At 65.4% G+C, this 13,511-nt stretch carries 12 protein-coding genes; 2 read left to right on the top strand and 10 right to left on the bottom strand.

From position 1 onward, the window contains the following. Positions 1-83 precede the first annotated feature (83 nt). The 7 genes from CUR21_RS08185 to CUR21_RS08215 form a co-directional block, all read right to left on the bottom strand. The gene (locus CUR21_RS08185) at positions 84-1,433 is read right to left on the bottom strand and encodes an FGGY-family carbohydrate kinase (RefSeq protein ID WP_100196510.1); all 1,350 of its coding nucleotides are present in this window, start codon (positions 1,431-1,433) and stop codon (positions 84-86) included. After that, positions 1,430-1,744: an L-rhamnose mutarotase gene (gene rhaM, locus CUR21_RS08190; RefSeq protein WP_198431647.1), complete on the bottom strand. Its 315-nt coding sequence runs from the start codon at positions 1,742-1,744 to the stop codon at positions 1,430-1,432. The genes CUR21_RS08185 and rhaM overlap by 4 nt, the downstream gene beginning before the upstream one ends. Beyond that, positions 1,744-2,721: an ABC transporter permease gene (locus CUR21_RS08195; protein WP_198431648.1), complete on the bottom strand. Its 978-nt coding sequence runs from the start codon at positions 2,719-2,721 to the stop codon at positions 1,744-1,746. The genes rhaM and CUR21_RS08195 overlap by 1 nt, the downstream gene beginning before the upstream one ends. Continuing rightward, complete coding sequence (locus CUR21_RS08200; RefSeq protein ID WP_100196512.1) at positions 2,718-3,686, bottom strand: ABC transporter permease; 969 nt, start codon at positions 3,684-3,686, stop codon at positions 2,718-2,720. The genes CUR21_RS08195 and CUR21_RS08200 overlap by 4 nt, the downstream gene beginning before the upstream one ends. After that, positions 3,683-5,179 carry a sugar ABC transporter ATP-binding protein gene (locus CUR21_RS08205; protein ID WP_100196513.1) on the bottom strand — a complete coding sequence of 499 codons (1,497 nt, stop codon included), beginning with the start codon at positions 5,177-5,179 and terminating at the stop codon, positions 3,683-3,685. Before CUR21_RS08205 ends, CUR21_RS08200 begins: the two co-directional genes overlap by 4 nt. A 63-nt stretch (positions 5,180-5,242) precedes the next feature. Beyond that, positions 5,243-6,232, bottom strand: a complete 990-nt coding sequence (gene rhaS / locus CUR21_RS08210) for a rhamnose ABC transporter substrate-binding protein (protein ID WP_100196514.1) — start codon at positions 6,230-6,232, stop codon at positions 5,243-5,245. 34 nt (positions 6,233-6,266) lie between these two features. Next, positions 6,267-7,079, bottom strand: coding sequence for a DeoR/GlpR family DNA-binding transcription regulator (locus tag CUR21_RS08215; protein WP_100196515.1), 813 nt, complete (start codon positions 7,077-7,079; stop codon positions 6,267-6,269). Positions 7,080-7,241: 162 nt separating this feature from the next. On the opposite strand from CUR21_RS08215, the gene CUR21_RS08220 reads away from it, so the two are divergent. Then, positions 7,242-9,338 carry a bifunctional rhamnulose-1-phosphate aldolase/short-chain dehydrogenase gene (locus CUR21_RS08220; protein ID WP_100196806.1) on the top strand — a complete coding sequence of 699 codons (2,097 nt, stop codon included), beginning with the start codon at positions 7,242-7,244 and terminating at the stop codon, positions 9,336-9,338. Positions 9,339-9,349: 11 nt separating this feature from the next. After that, positions 9,350-10,594 (top strand): L-rhamnose isomerase, encoded by a 1,245-nt coding sequence (locus tag CUR21_RS08225; RefSeq protein ID WP_100196516.1) that lies wholly within the window; start codon positions 9,350-9,352, stop codon positions 10,592-10,594. Here the strand turns inward: CUR21_RS08225 and CUR21_RS08230 are convergent. The 3 genes from CUR21_RS08230 to iolC are packed head-to-tail and all read right to left on the bottom strand — an operon-like array spanning position 10,591 to position 13,254. Further along, positions 10,591-11,430: a class II fructose-bisphosphate aldolase gene (locus CUR21_RS08230; RefSeq protein ID WP_100196517.1), complete on the bottom strand. Its 840-nt coding sequence runs from the start codon at positions 11,428-11,430 to the stop codon at positions 10,591-10,593. The two genes, CUR21_RS08225 and CUR21_RS08230, sit on opposite strands and share 4 nt — an antisense overlap. Next, positions 11,427-12,266, bottom strand: coding sequence for a 5-deoxy-glucuronate isomerase (locus tag CUR21_RS08235; protein ID WP_100196518.1), 840 nt, complete (start codon positions 12,264-12,266; stop codon positions 11,427-11,429). The genes CUR21_RS08230 and CUR21_RS08235 overlap by 4 nt, the downstream gene beginning before the upstream one ends. Then, positions 12,247-13,254: a 5-dehydro-2-deoxygluconokinase gene (gene iolC, locus CUR21_RS08240; RefSeq protein ID WP_100196519.1), complete on the bottom strand. Its 1,008-nt coding sequence runs from the start codon at positions 13,252-13,254 to the stop codon at positions 12,247-12,249. The genes CUR21_RS08235 and iolC overlap by 20 nt, the downstream gene beginning before the upstream one ends. Positions 13,255-13,511: the final 257 nt, after the last annotated feature.

A 13,511-nucleotide genomic window follows, 5' to 3' on the forward strand; every position in this document is an offset into this window, starting at 1 on the left:
GGGGCACCTTTCGGGTCAGATCCATGGCCCTCCCTTGCCCGATTTCCCGCCTTTGGGCAACGGGGCAGCCTGTCACCCCTGCGTTATCCGGCATGGGCGCGCCACTGCGCGGCATAGGCCCGCAGCCGGGGGTCGGGGGCAGGCTCCGCCGCCGGCGGTTCGGCAAGCGGGGCGCTGTCCTGAAACAACAGCGCGGTGCCAATGGCGGTGCCCGTTCGCATGGGTGACCGCACCACCGCGCGTCCCGTCGCCGCGCGCAGCATGGCGCAAAACCACGGGTTGGCGGCGAACGGCCCTTCGATCACGCTCGGCCCCGCCGCCCCGATCTGCGCGAGCGATTCCGCCGTCATCAGGCCAAGGTAATAGCCCAAGGCCACCGCGCGCTGGCCGTCGGTCGCGGGCTCCACCGTCCACCCGCCCTGCCGCCCTTGAAAAGGCCCACTGTCGCGCACCACCGCCGGCCGCAGCATCACGCCGCGCGTCAGCACGGCCTCGGCATCGGCCGCGTCACCTTGCGCGTCCCCTTGCGGCCGCATCAGCTCATATTCCCGCCCGCCCATGAACCGGGCCGAAGGCACCGGATCGCCCAGCGCGTTCACGTTGATCAGCGTATCGCGCGTGGGGTCCAACGCCACATCCGCCCCGCCGACCGCCATGGAAATCACCCAAGTCCCGGTCGAGACCACCGCAAACGGGGCCGCGCGCGCCCGCAGATGCGGGAGCAGCGAGGCATTGCTGTCATGCAACCCGCAGATCACCGGCACCGCGCCAATCCCCAGCGCGGCCTGCAAGGCGGGGCGGAGCACCCCCAGCACCTCGCCCGGCAGGCGCGGCGGCGCCATCCGCCCGTGCAGGCCCAGCGCCGCCGGAAGGCTGGAAAACCCGCGCGCGCCCGGCTCCCACAAATCGGTGTGGCACCCCAGCGAGCAGATGTCGCTGGCCACCGCCCCCGTCAGCCGATGCCCCCAATATTGCGGCCACAACACCACATGGGCAATGCGGTCGCGCAGGCCCGGGTCCACCCGCAACTGCCAGAACAGCTGCGCCCCCAGATTGAGCCCCAGCGGCAGCCCGGGGCTTCCCGTGCGGGCAAAGGGGGGGCGGATCGCCTCATAGGCCGCGCGGTAACTGTCGGGCCCGTCATGTTCATAATCGAGCACCGGCGCCGCCAGATCGCCCTGCGCGTCAAGCAGCGCGGCACAGGCGCCATGGGTCGTCACGCCAATCGCATCCACCCCATGACGGACCGCCATCTCGCGCAAGGCGTCGCACAGAAAATCCCACTGTGCCTCGGTGTCGAAATGCGGCCAAGGCGGGCCGGGGCGCACAAGATTGGGCGTGGTCCGCACCGCCACCTCGGCCCGCGTGGCCAGATCCACCAGCGCCAGTTTCACATTGGTCTTGCCAATGTCGATGATCGCCGCATGCCTCATGGCATGTGGAACACGGTCACCAATGGCTCGGCCACCGGGGCGTTGTCCGGATGCGTCTCCATCAGATCGGCCATATGCGCCCACCAGCGCTGCATCACCGGATGGGCGGGCAGAGCGTCCATGCCATGATCGTCCCGCCGCCACAGCACGCCAAAAAGAATGCGGCTGTCGCGGTCCAGATGGATGGAATAATCCTCCACCCCCGCATCCTTCAACAGCGCCACCAACTCGGGCCAGATCGCATCATGGCGGCGGATGTATTCCGCCTCGGCCCCCGGATGCAGCCGCATCTTGAACGCATGTTTCTGCATCATCTCCTCCGCAGCAAACGGGGCAGCGCGATCACGCCAATCAGCAACAGCCCCAGAAAAATGCTCATCACAATGCCCGGCACGTTCAACAGGCCAAAGCCAAAGGTGACCATCCCCATGATCAGCGCCGCCAGCACCACGCCCGGAATGCTCCCCGACCCGCCCAAGATGCTGACCCCGCCCAGCACCACCATGGTGACCACCTCCAGCTCCCACCCCGTCGCGATGGAGGGCCGGGTGGACCCAAGCCGTGACGTTAGGCAGACGGCGGCAATCCCGCTCATCACGCCGGTCAGCAGGAACAGGATGAACCGCACCCGCGCCACCCGGATGCCGGAAAACTGCGCGGCGGTGGCATTGTTGCCAATGGCAAAGACCGCGCGGCCAAAGCTCGTGCGGTGCAAAAGCAGGTAATACACCACCGCCATCCCGGCAAACAGCGCCAGTTCAAAGCTGAACACCCACCAGACATAGCCTTGGCCAAAGAACTTGAAGCTGGCCGGATAGCCGGTGAACGCCTTGTCGCCCAGAACGATATAGGCGATCCCGCGAAACAGGCTCATGGTGCCGATCGTCACCACAATGGACGGCAGGCCCAACCCCGCCACCAGCGCGCCGTTGATCACCCCGCACAAAAGCCCGGTGCCAATCCCGATCAGCACCAGCACGGGCGTCTCTGCCCCCGCCGCCATCGCCACCCCCATCGCGGTGGAGGCCAGCGCGATGATCGACGCGACCGAAAGATCGATCTCTCCGGAGATGATCAGCAGGGCCATGGCAAAGGCGATCAGCGCCTTTTCGGTGAAGTTGAAGGTCGCATCCGACAGGTTCCACGCATTCAGGAAATAGGGCGAGGCGAAACTGTTGGTGACAAACACGGCAATCGCCACCGCTACCAGAATCGCCTCCCAACTGCGCAGCGCGCGGACGGCGGGGGATTGCAGACGATCGGGCAGAACACGGGTCTGGGGGGTCATCTTGCCTCGGCTGATTTCAGGATGATGCGGCCCGAAGCCCGCGATTGCGTTGCGTTGAAGGCCACGGCCAGCACGATGGCCGCGCCGGAAATCGCCATCTGCCAGAACGGAGAGATGCCAACCACGGGCAGGGCGTTCTTGATCACGCCCAGAAACAGCGCCCCCAGCACCGCCCCGGTGATGGTGCCCGCGCCGCCCGCGATGGCCACCCCGCCGATCACGCAGGCCGCCACCACGTCCAGCTCGAACCCGCTCGCGATATCGACATAGGCCACCGCATAGCGCGCCACCCACAGATAGCCCGCAAGCCCCGCCAGCGCGCCCGAGATCACAAAAGCCGCAAACTGCGTGCGCCCCACGTTGATCCCGGCGTAAACCGCCGCATGGGGATTGCCGCCCACCGCATAGAAGGCCCGGCCCAGCGCGGTGCGCGTCAGCACCACGCCAAACAGCGCGATCAGCGCAATCGCCATCCAGCTCATCACCGGCAGGCCCAGCAGAACCGTGCGCGGCAGCGCCTTGAACGCCTCGCTCATCTGATGCGCGTTCACCCATTGCCCGCCGGTCATCAAGAAGATCGACCCGCGGAAAATCGTCATCGTGCCCAGCGTCACCACAATCGACGGGATGCCCAGCTTCCACACCAGCACGCCGTTCACCGCGCCCAAGGCCCCGCCCAGCACGATCACCCCCGGCAGGATCACGGCCAGCGGCACCCCTGCCCCGTTCATCAAGGCCGCCACCATGCCGCACAGCGCAAGGTTCGCCGCCACCGAAAGGTCGATGCACTTTGTCAGGATCACGATCATCTGCCCGATGGCCAGAATGATCAGCGGCGAGGTGTCGTTGAACACATTGGCCAGATTTCCCGGCCGCACAAAGGCCGGAAAGCGCGCCGCCACCACGCCGATCAGCACCAGAATGGCCAGCGCCAGCAGCGCCTCACGCGATTTCAAAAGGCTCATGCCGCCACCGCCAATCCGGCCGCCGCGCGCACCAGAACCTCGGGCGTCATCCGGTCCCCGGTCACCTCGTCCACGATCCGCCCTTCGCGCATCACGATCACCCGGTCCGACATGCCCAGCACCTCGGGGATTTCCGAACTGACCATGATCACCGCCAACCCTTCGGCGGCGAGCTCGGCCATGAATTCATGCACCGCCGCCTTTGACCCGATGTCGATGCCTTTGGTCGGCTCGTCCAGAATGATCACACGGGGCTTGGTCGCCAGCCATTTGGCGATCACCACCTTTTGCTGGTTGCCGCCCGACAACAGCCCCACATCCTGATCCAGACTTGCCGCCCGCAGGTCCAGCCGCTGCGTATAGTCGCGCGCCAGCTTGAACTCCTCGGCCAGCCGCAGGAACCCTGCCCGCGACGTGCGCGCCAGCGACGGCAGCGTCACATTCTGAAAGATCGGCAACCCCTTGACCGCGCCTTGCTTGCCGCGATCCTCGGGCACATAGACAATCCCCGCCGCAATCGCCTCTGCCGTGGACCGGATCACCCGCACCTGATCATCAATCCGCGTGGCCCCCTTAGACGGCCGCGTGATCCCGAACAGCGCCTGCATCACCTCGGACCGCCCGGCCCCGACAAGCCCATAAAACCCCAGGATCTCGCCCCGGTGCAGGGTGAAACCGATGTCGGCAAACTCGGTCGGGTGGCTGTAGCCCGCCACGGTCAGAACCGGCGCGCCGATGTTGCGGGCACGCGCCGGGAAAATCTGATCGACCGACCGGCCCACCATCATCTGCACCAGATCGGCCTCGGCCACATCCGCCATCGCACCCGCGCCGACAAACTGCCCATCGCGGAACACAGTATAGCGGTCAGCGATGCGAAAGATCTCGTCAAACTTGTGGCTGATGAACAGGATCGCCTTGCCTTGCGCCTTCAGCGTATCGACCAGCTCATAAAGCTCGTGAATCTCCTTGTGGCTCAGCGCCGCCGTGGGTTCATCCATGATCACCACCCGCGCATCAATCGACAGCGCCCGCGCGATGGCCACCAGATGCTTGGACGCAATCCCCAGATCGCGCAGCCGCAGATCGGGGTTCAGCTTGGCGCCGATCCCCTCCAGCAACCGCACCGCGCCGTCGCGCATCGCCCGCCGGTCGATCAGGCCCAGCCGCGTGCGCGGCGCATGGCCCAGCCAGATGTTCTCGGCCACCGTCATCTCGTCAAACAGCACGGTTTCCTGATGAATGGCCGTCACCCCTGCCGCACTCGCGGCCTGTGCGGTGGGAAACTGCACCTCGGCCCCGCCCATCAGGATCTGGCCGTCATCAGGCTGATACACTCCCGTCAACACCTTCACGATGGTCGATTTGCCAGCGCCATTCTCACCGATCAGGGCCGTCACCTGCCCCGGATACAGGTCAAGCTGCACCGCGCTCAGCGCCTTGACCCCCGGAAATGACTTGGAAATGCCGCGCAGCGACAGGACGGGATTCATCACGGATTCCTTTGGAAGCAAAAGCCCCGGCCGGGGGAGCCGCCAGCCGGGGCACATGACAGATCAGAAGATCGACTTGAACTCTTCGATGTTCGACTTGTCATAGGTGAAGGGGTCCGACATCGCCGCCTCCAGATTGTCGTCCAGCGTGGCCGCGCCGATCCGCCCCATCGGAATGGACGCGCCGGGTGCCGCCTCGGCCCCCTTGATCAGGTTGTAGGACAGCATCGTTGCCGCATAGCCCAGATCAATCGGGTTCCAGATCGCAAAGCTGATCGTCGCCCCCGATTCCACCGCACCCGCCATTTCCGACGGCAGGCCAAGGCCCGTCACGTTGATCTCACCGATCTTGCCCGCATCCGTCACCGCTTGGCTTGCGGCCAGAATCCCCACCGTGGTCGGCGCGATGATCGCCTTCAGGTTCGGATAGGTGGCCATCAATCCTTGGGCCTCACGATAGGACTTGTCGGCCAGATCGTCGCCGTAAACCGTCGCCACAAGGTTCACATTCGGATAGTTCGGCAACACCTTCTTGGCCTCTTCGATCCAGATGTTCTGGTTGGTCGAAGTCGAGGTCGCCGACAGGATCGCCACATCGCCGGTGCCTTCGATATGATCCGCCGCCAGCTTGATGATGGTATTGCCGATCAGCGCCGAGGACGACGGGTTCAGATGCATCAGGCGGCCTTCCTTGGCCACGCCCGAATCCCACGAGATCACCTTGATCCCGCGCTCCATCGCGCGTTGCAGCGCCGGGGCCACGGCATCGGGGTCATTGGCGGAAATCGCAATCGCATCCACGCCTTGCGCGATCAGCGCGTTGATCACTTCGATCTGGCCTTCGGCGGTGGTGCTGGTCGGGCCGGTGTAGATGATCTCTACATCGCCCAGTTCCGCCGCCGCCTCTTCGGCCCCCTTGGCCGCCGCTTCAAAGAACCCGATGCCCAGCGCCTTGACCACCAGAGCGATCTTCACGTCCTCGGCCGCCGCAGTCTGCGCCATCAGCACGGTTGCCATCGCCGCCGTCGTCAGTGCCTTCTTCCACATGCCCATGCGTTCCTCCCATATGAGCCGTTTCCCCTCCGCCTCAGGCTTCGCCTGTGCGGTCCTCGCTCCTGTCCGCAACGCCCACCTGCGTCACGATCAGCCTGATATCCGCAGCCTCCAGCATGGCGGCATCGCGGTCTGTGATCCCGTCATCGGTGATGACAGTGTGAATGCGCGACAGCGCACAGAGCAAAAGGCTCGACCGCGCGGCGAATTTGGTGCTGTCGGCCAGCACCACCAATTCATCCGCCTGCCCGATCAGCTTTTGCTCGGCCTGCACCAGCAAGGGGTCGCCCTCCATCAACCCCAGCGGACCCAAGCCCCGGCACCCCATGAACATCCGCCGCGCATAGAAATGGCGGCTGCCATCCTCGTCAAACGGCGACAGGATGATGTTCTGCTCGCGGTAGATCGCGCCCGCCGGAAGCAGCACCGTGTTCTTCGAATGCTTCAGCAGATGCTCGGCAATCGGAAAGCTGTTGGTGAACACCTGACAGCGCTTGGCCGTCAGCGGATGCACCATCTGAAAGGTGGTGGTGCCGCCGTTGATGATGATCGCCTCGCCATCGGCGCACAGGTCCACCGCCGCCCGCGCAATCGCCCGCTTTTCCGCCAGCCGGATGCCTTCGTTCACGCTGAAGGGCCGCGCGTTGATGCCCACGAATTGCGGCGGCGCAATCGATTCCGCCCCGCCCCGCACCCGGCGCAGCTTTTTCTGCACATGCAACGTGGCGATATCGCGCCGGATCGTCGCCTCGGAAGACCCGGTCAGCGTGACCAAATCGGCCACCGTCACCACGGGGCGCCCCTCGATGGCGGAAAGTATCACCCTGTGCCGTTCGCTCTCGTGCATTTCAGTCTCCTTGAAACGCCATACTCCACTGGAATCGCTCAGTGTCAATCATTTTCAATCACAGCCATTCTTTCTGCACCGCAGAATGATTGAAGTTGATCGTTTATGATTGACAAAAAGCCGCAGCTTGGCACATTTGCCGCCATGGGCGAGGAGGATTTCATGACCATCACCGAAAACCGGCTGCAAAACCTGTGGGATGATGCCCGCGCAAGCACCATGAGCGAGTCGGAAAAGCTGCTCTACCGCTCCAACCTCCTTGGCTCGGACAAGCGGGTGACGAATTACGGCGGCGGCAACACCAGCGCCAAGGTGATGGAACGCGATCCCCTGACCGGCCAGAGGGTCGAGGTGCTCTGGGTCAAGGGGTCGGGCGGCGACATCGGCTCGATGAAGATGGACGGGTTCTCCACCCTTTACATGGACAAGCTGAACGCCCTTCCGGCGCTCTATCGCGGCGTTGCGCATGAAGATGAAATGGTGGGCTACCTGCCCCATTGCACCTTTGCGCTGAACCCGCGCGCGGCCAGCATCGACACGCCGCTGCACGCCTATGTGCCGCGCAAGCATGTGGACCATGTCCATTCCGACGCCATCATCGCCATCGCGGCTTCGGTCAATTCCAAGGAGTTGACCGCCGAAATCTTCGGCGACGCGATCGGCTGGCTGCCGTGGAAGAAACCCGGCTTTGAACTCGGCCTCTGGCTTCAGGCCTTTTGCCGCGACAATCCGCAGGCGCGCGGCTGCGTGCTGGAAAGCCACGGCCTGTTCACTTGGGCCGATGATGCGAAAGACTGCTACCTGACCACGCTCGACATCATCAATCAGGCGGCGGATTGGCTGGCGGCGAAATCCGCAGGCAAGCCCGCCTTTGGCGGGCAATCGCGCCCAACGCTGGCGCCCGAAGACCGCCGCGCCGTCGCCGCGCGGCTGATGCCGGTGATCCGGGGCCTGATCTCGAAAGACCGCCACAAGGTCGGGCATTTCGACGACAGCCCTGCCGTGCTGGACTTCGTGGGCTCGGCGATGCTGGACACGCTCGCCCCCCTTGGCACCTCCTGCCCCGACCATTTCCTGCGCACCAAGATCCGCCCGCTGGTGGTGGCGTTCGACCCCGCCGCCCCCGACCTTGACGCCACCGTGGCCACCCTGCCCGCCGCCGTCGATGCCTACCGCGCCGATTACGCCGCCTATTACGACCGCTGCAAACACGCGGACAGCCCCGCCCTGCGCGACCCGAACGCCGTGGTCTATCTGGTGCCGGGTGTGGGCATGATCACCTTCGCGCTGGACAAGTCCACGGCCCGCATCTCGGGCGAATTCTACGTCAACGCCATCAACGTGATGCGCGGCGCAAGCCTTGTCTCCACCTATCAGGCGCTGCCCGAGCAAGAGGCCTTTGACATCGAATACTGGCTTCTGGAAGAGGCCAAGCTGCAGCGCCTGCCAAAACCGAAATCGCTCGCGGGGCGGGTGGCGCTGGTCACGGGCGGCGCGGGCGGCATTGGTGCCGCCACCGCCGAACGCTTGCTGCGCGAAGGCGCCTGCGTGATGCTCGCCGATATTGACAGCGCCGCCGTTACCGCCATGGCCAGAACCCTGTCCGATCGCTATGGGGCCGATGTGGTGCGCCATGTGGCGATGAATGTCACCGAGGAACCGCAAGTGGCCGCCGCCTATGCGCAGACCGCGCTCGCGTTTGGCGGCATCGACATTCTGGTGTCCAACGCGGGCATCGCCTCTTCGGCCCCGATCGAAGACACCAGCCTTGCCCTGTGGAACAAGAACATGGACATCTTGTCCACCGGCTATTTCCTTGTCTCGCGCGAAGCCTTCCGCCTGATGCGCAGCCAAGGCATCGGCGGCTCGGTGATCTTTGTCGCCTCGAAAAACGGCCTTGCCGCAAGCCCCAATGCCAGCGCCTATTGCACCGCCAAGGCGGCCGAGATCCATCTGGCCCGCTGCCTTGCGCTTGAAGGGGCCGAGGCGGGCATCCGCGTCAACACCGTCAACCCCGATGCCGTGCTGCGCGGGTCGCGGATCTGGTCAGGCGAATGGCTGGACCAGCGCGCCAGCACCTATAAAACCGACAAGGACGGGCTGGAGGAAATGTATCGCCAACGCTCGCTTCTGAAACGGTCGGTGCTGCCCGAAGACATTGCAGAAGGCGTCTATTTCTTTGCCTCCGACCTCACCGCGAAATCCACCGGCAACATCCTGAATGTGGATGCGGGCAACAAAGAAGCGTTCACGCGCTAAGGGGGGCCAGAATGGCAAACGCATACGCTTCCGCCCGCCAACGCTTTGCCGATTGGGGCGTCGATACCGAAGCCGCGCTGACGGCGCTGGCCGCGATCCCGATCTCGATGCATTGCTGGCAAGGCGATGATGTGAAGGGGTTCGAGCGCAAGTCCGGCACCGCGGGCGGCGGCATTCAGGCCACCGGCAACCACCCCGGCCGCGCCCGCAACGTGGCCGAATTGCGCGTCGATCTGGAATTTGCCTATGCCCAGATCCCCGGAAAACACCGGCTGAACCTGCACGCCTTTTATATGGACACCGACGAGTCGCCCGACCGCGACGCCATCGAATACCGCCACTTCGCGCCTTGGGTGGATTGGGCAAAATCCCAAGGCCTTGGTCTTGATTTCAACCCGACCTTCTTTGCCCACCCAAAGGCCGATGACAACCTCACCCTGTCGCACCCCGATGCCGGCATCCGCGACTTCTGGATCGAGCACGGGCGGCGCAGCCGGGACATCGCGGCCCAGATGGGCGCGGCCTTGGGCCGTCCGGTCATCAACAACATCTGGGTGCCCGACGGGTCCAAGGATACGCCGGTGGACCGGATGGCCGCGCGGCGCAGGCTGAACGCATCGCTCGACGCGATGATGGCCAACCCCTTGCCCAAATCGCAGATGCGCGACGCGGTGGAATCAAAACTCTTCGGCATCGGGGTCGAATCCTGCACCGTGGGCAGCCATGAATTCTACCTTGGCTATGCCATCCGCAAGGGCACCCTCCTCTGTCTTGACATGGGCCATTTCCACCCCACCGAAAACGTTGCCGACAAACTTTCTGCCGTGGCGCTTTCGGTTGATGAGTTGCTTCTCCATGTCTCGCGCCCGGTGCGCTGGGACAGTGACCATGTGATCTTGCTCAACGATGACATTCTGGCGATGGCGCAGGAACTGGTCTTCGCGGATCTTCTGGGCCGCACCCACATCGGGCTCGATTTCTTTGATGCCACCATCAGCCGCACCGCCGCTTGGGTCATCGGCACCCGCAACATGCAAAAGGCGCTGCTGCGCGCGCTTCTGCTGCCACAGACCCGGCTCAAGGCGGCGGAAGCGGCGCTGGACTACACCACCCGTCTCATCCTGACGGAAGAGGCGAAAGACCTGCCCTTTGCCGCCGTCTGGGAAGAATTCTGCGCCCGCGCCGGGGTGGTCAGCGGCGCGGCCTTGCTGGCCGAACTGTCAGGCTATCAATCACGCGTCGCCGCACGCGGCTAGGCCCGGCCCGAGGTGCCCAGCGCGCGGAAAATGCCGCGCGTGGCCGCCATCATGGGGGCTTCGGTGTCCTGCAACAGCGCGATCCGGTCAAACCGGGCCGGATCGCGCGCCACCGCGCGGCGCAGCGCCGCGCCAAAGGCCATGCGCAACTCGGTGCCGATGTTGAACTTGGCAATCCGGCTTTGCGCGGCCAGCATCGTCCGCTCCGGCCCCGGCACGCCAGATCCGCCATGGATGACCAAAGCCACCTCGGTCACCGCCTCGATCGCCCGCAGCCGCGCCAGATCCAGCCCCGCGCCCGCCGCCTCTTGTAGATGCACATTTCCCACAGAAACCGCCATCGCATCCACGCCCGTCTCCTGCGCAAAGCGCGCCGCCTCCCCCGGATCGGTCCCCGCCGAGGCCGCCCCCCCGGCATAGCCGACAAAACCGATCTCGCCTTCGCAAGACGCCCCCGCCGCATGCGCAAGCGCCGCCACCTGCGCCGTCAGGTCGATGTTCTGCGCCAGCGGCAGGCGTGATCCATCGATCATCACCGAACTGAACCCCAGATCCAGCGCCGCACCGCATTCCTTGATCGAAGCGCCATGGTCCAGATGCGCCACCACCGGCACGCTTGCCTCCGCCGCCAGATGCCGGAACATCGCCGCCCAGACCGCCAGCGGCATATGCGCCCGCGCCCCCGGCCCCGCCTGAAGGATCACCGGCGCGCGCTCGGCCTCGGCGGCGGCGACAAAGGCACGCGCATCCTCCCATCCCAGACATACCAACCCCGGCACCGCATAGCCCTGCGCCAGCGCCGGCGGCAGCACATCGCGCAAGCTGACAAGCGTCATTTGAACTTGGCCACCATGTCCATGATCCCCGGAATGGTCTGCACTTGCGCCGCATGGGTGGGCTGGAAGAACTGCTTCAGGCTGCGCTGGCTCTGCCCGCCCAGAATGGTGAAGTAATACATCTCATACCCCGGCAGCACACAGCAAGGATGATAGCCCCGGTCGATCAGCACCGTGGACCCGTTCAGAATGTGATAGGCCTCGCCCGGCAGATTGTCCTCGCGCTGCAACATCTGCATCCCCGATCCGTAATCGGGCCGAAAGCGGAAGTTGTAGCATTCGTCATGCCGCGTTTCTTCTGGCAAACGGTCGGTGTCATGCTTGTGACTGGGAAAGCCCGACCACCCCCCCGCCCCCACCGTGTAAAGCTCGCTGACCAACAGCCGCCCCACCCGGTCATGATAGGCGGCGCCAAGGATGTGCTTGATCTTGCGATGGGTCTTGGTGTCATCCGATCCGTATTGCACCACGTCAATCTGATCGGCCCGCACGGCAAAGGGGCGCAAGGTCTCGTGAAAGCGCGCCCCGGCGATGAACACCTCGGTCGCTGACAAGGCGGTGATCCGCGCGCCTGTGTCTTGCGGCACATAAACCCCCTCGGGCGCGCCATCCCAGACATCCGCCCCGCGCTGACCGATGGCCGCGAAAGTGTCACCGGCTGTCTCCACCGTCACCGTGCCGGTGGCGGGCACCACGCAGGTTTCATAGCCGGGGGTGCGATAGTCGAACACCGCGCCGGGGCGCAGGCGCAGGATGTTGAAGTAAACCAGCGGCACCAGCGGGTGGTCCCGATCCACAATCGCGCGATTCTGGTTGTCATGGGGGGGAATATGCATCCGGGTCTCCTTCTTGCGGCGGGGGCGGGGTCCGGGCCAGAAACGCATCCACCTCGGCGCGGCTGGGCATCGCCGGGGCACAGCCCACCCGTGCCACCACCATGGCCGCCGCCGCCGATCCGCGCAGCACCGCCGCGCGCACCTGCGCCCCTGTGGCAAGCCCCGCGACAAAGGCCCCCAGAAAACTGTCCCCCGCGCCGGTCGGCTTGATCGCCCGCGTGGGGAAAACGCCGGTGGCAAAGGCAGCCTCTCGCGTGAGCGTGACCGCCCCCGCCTCTCCGCGCTTGTAAACCACGATCTGCGCCCCGGCCTCGATCAGCCCGCGCGCCCGATCCAGCCCGCGCTGCCCCGGCCCGGCCATCACGGCGAACTCTTCTTCATTGCCCACCACCACATCGCACAGCGCCGCAACCTCGGCGTAAACCGCCGCCGCCTCTGCCGCCGAAGTCCAGGAATAGGGCCGATAATCCACATCAAACACCACCGGCACCCCCGCCGCGCGCGCCAGAGCCACGGCCCGGGCCACCGCCCCACGCGACGGCTCGGCCGCCAGCGCGGTGCCCGTCAGGATCAGCGCCGAAAAACGGGCGGGTTTCGCCGCTTTGACATCGGAAACAGTCAGGGCAAAATCGGCCGCATTGTTGCGATAAATCACCGATTGGCCGTCTTCCATCCGGGTCTCCACCACCGCCAGCGACGTGCGCCTTTCGCCTGCCACCGCGCGCACATGCGCCCGGTCCACGCCAAAGGCGCCAAGCTGCGCAAGGCAAAACCGCCCCACCGCATCATCCGACACACAGGTCAGCAGTGCCGCACGGCAGCCCTGCCGCACCAAAGCCACCGCGATATTGGCCGCAGACCCGCCCAAGGCCGCGCTGAATTGCGTGGCCGCGTCCACCCGCGTGCCGGGCGGATCGGCATAAAGGTCCATCCCCGCCCGCCCGATCACCAGAAAACTCCGTCCCGCAAGCCGCGCCAGATCGGCCATCACAGCCCCCGCCCGTGCAACGCGCGGCCTGTGTCCGCCTTGGGCGCGCTGGCCCGCAGCGCCATGCTTTGCAACCCGCCGGCCCGGGCCACGGCGCCCCCACCGGGGCGAGGCGCGCCTGCCTGCGCCACGATCCGCCAAGGTCTTCCCCCTGCTGGCATCCCCACTCCCCCCTTGCGCGGATAGCCAAGTCAGGATACACCTTTTGCAACCGGTTGCAACATCGGCGACATCAGCGGCTGCAAGCGGGGAGGCTT

It is taken from the genome of Pseudorhodobacter sp. MZDSW-24AT, from assembly GCF_002794355.1.
GTDB lineage: Bacteria > Pseudomonadota > Alphaproteobacteria > Rhodobacterales > Rhodobacteraceae > Pseudotabrizicola.

Coding starts and splice junctions, on each gene's coding strand:
- CUR21_RS08185 (WP_100196510.1), bottom strand. CDS start 1,433: ATGAGGCATGCGGCGATCATCGACATTGGCAAGACCAATGTGAAACTG.
- rhaM (WP_198431647.1), bottom strand. CDS start 1,744: ATGCAGAAACATGCGTTCAAGATGCGGCTGCATCCGGGGGCCGAGGCG.
- CUR21_RS08195 (WP_198431648.1), bottom strand. CDS start 2,721: ATGACCCCCCAGACCCGTGTTCTGCCCGATCGTCTGCAATCCCCCGCC.
- CUR21_RS08200 (WP_100196512.1), bottom strand. CDS start 3,686: ATGAGCCTTTTGAAATCGCGTGAGGCGCTGCTGGCGCTGGCCATTCTG.
- CUR21_RS08205 (WP_100196513.1), bottom strand. CDS start 5,179: ATGAATCCCGTCCTGTCGCTGCGCGGCATTTCCAAGTCATTTCCGGGG.
- rhaS (WP_100196514.1), bottom strand. CDS start 6,232: ATGGGCATGTGGAAGAAGGCACTGACGACGGCGGCGATGGCAACCGTG.
- CUR21_RS08215 (WP_100196515.1), bottom strand. CDS start 7,079: ATGCACGAGAGCGAACGGCACAGGGTGATACTTTCCGCCATCGAGGGG.
- CUR21_RS08220 (WP_100196806.1), top strand. CDS start 7,242: ATGACCATCACCGAAAACCGGCTGCAAAACCTGTGGGATGATGCCCGC.
- CUR21_RS08225 (WP_100196516.1), top strand. CDS start 9,350: ATGGCAAACGCATACGCTTCCGCCCGCCAACGCTTTGCCGATTGGGGC.
- CUR21_RS08230 (WP_100196517.1), bottom strand. CDS start 11,430: ATGACGCTTGTCAGCTTGCGCGATGTGCTGCCGCCGGCGCTGGCGCAG.
- CUR21_RS08235 (WP_100196518.1), bottom strand. CDS start 12,266: ATGCATATTCCCCCCCATGACAACCAGAATCGCGCGATTGTGGATCGG.
- iolC (WP_100196519.1), bottom strand. CDS start 13,254: ATGGCCGATCTGGCGCGGCTTGCGGGACGGAGTTTTCTGGTGATCGGG.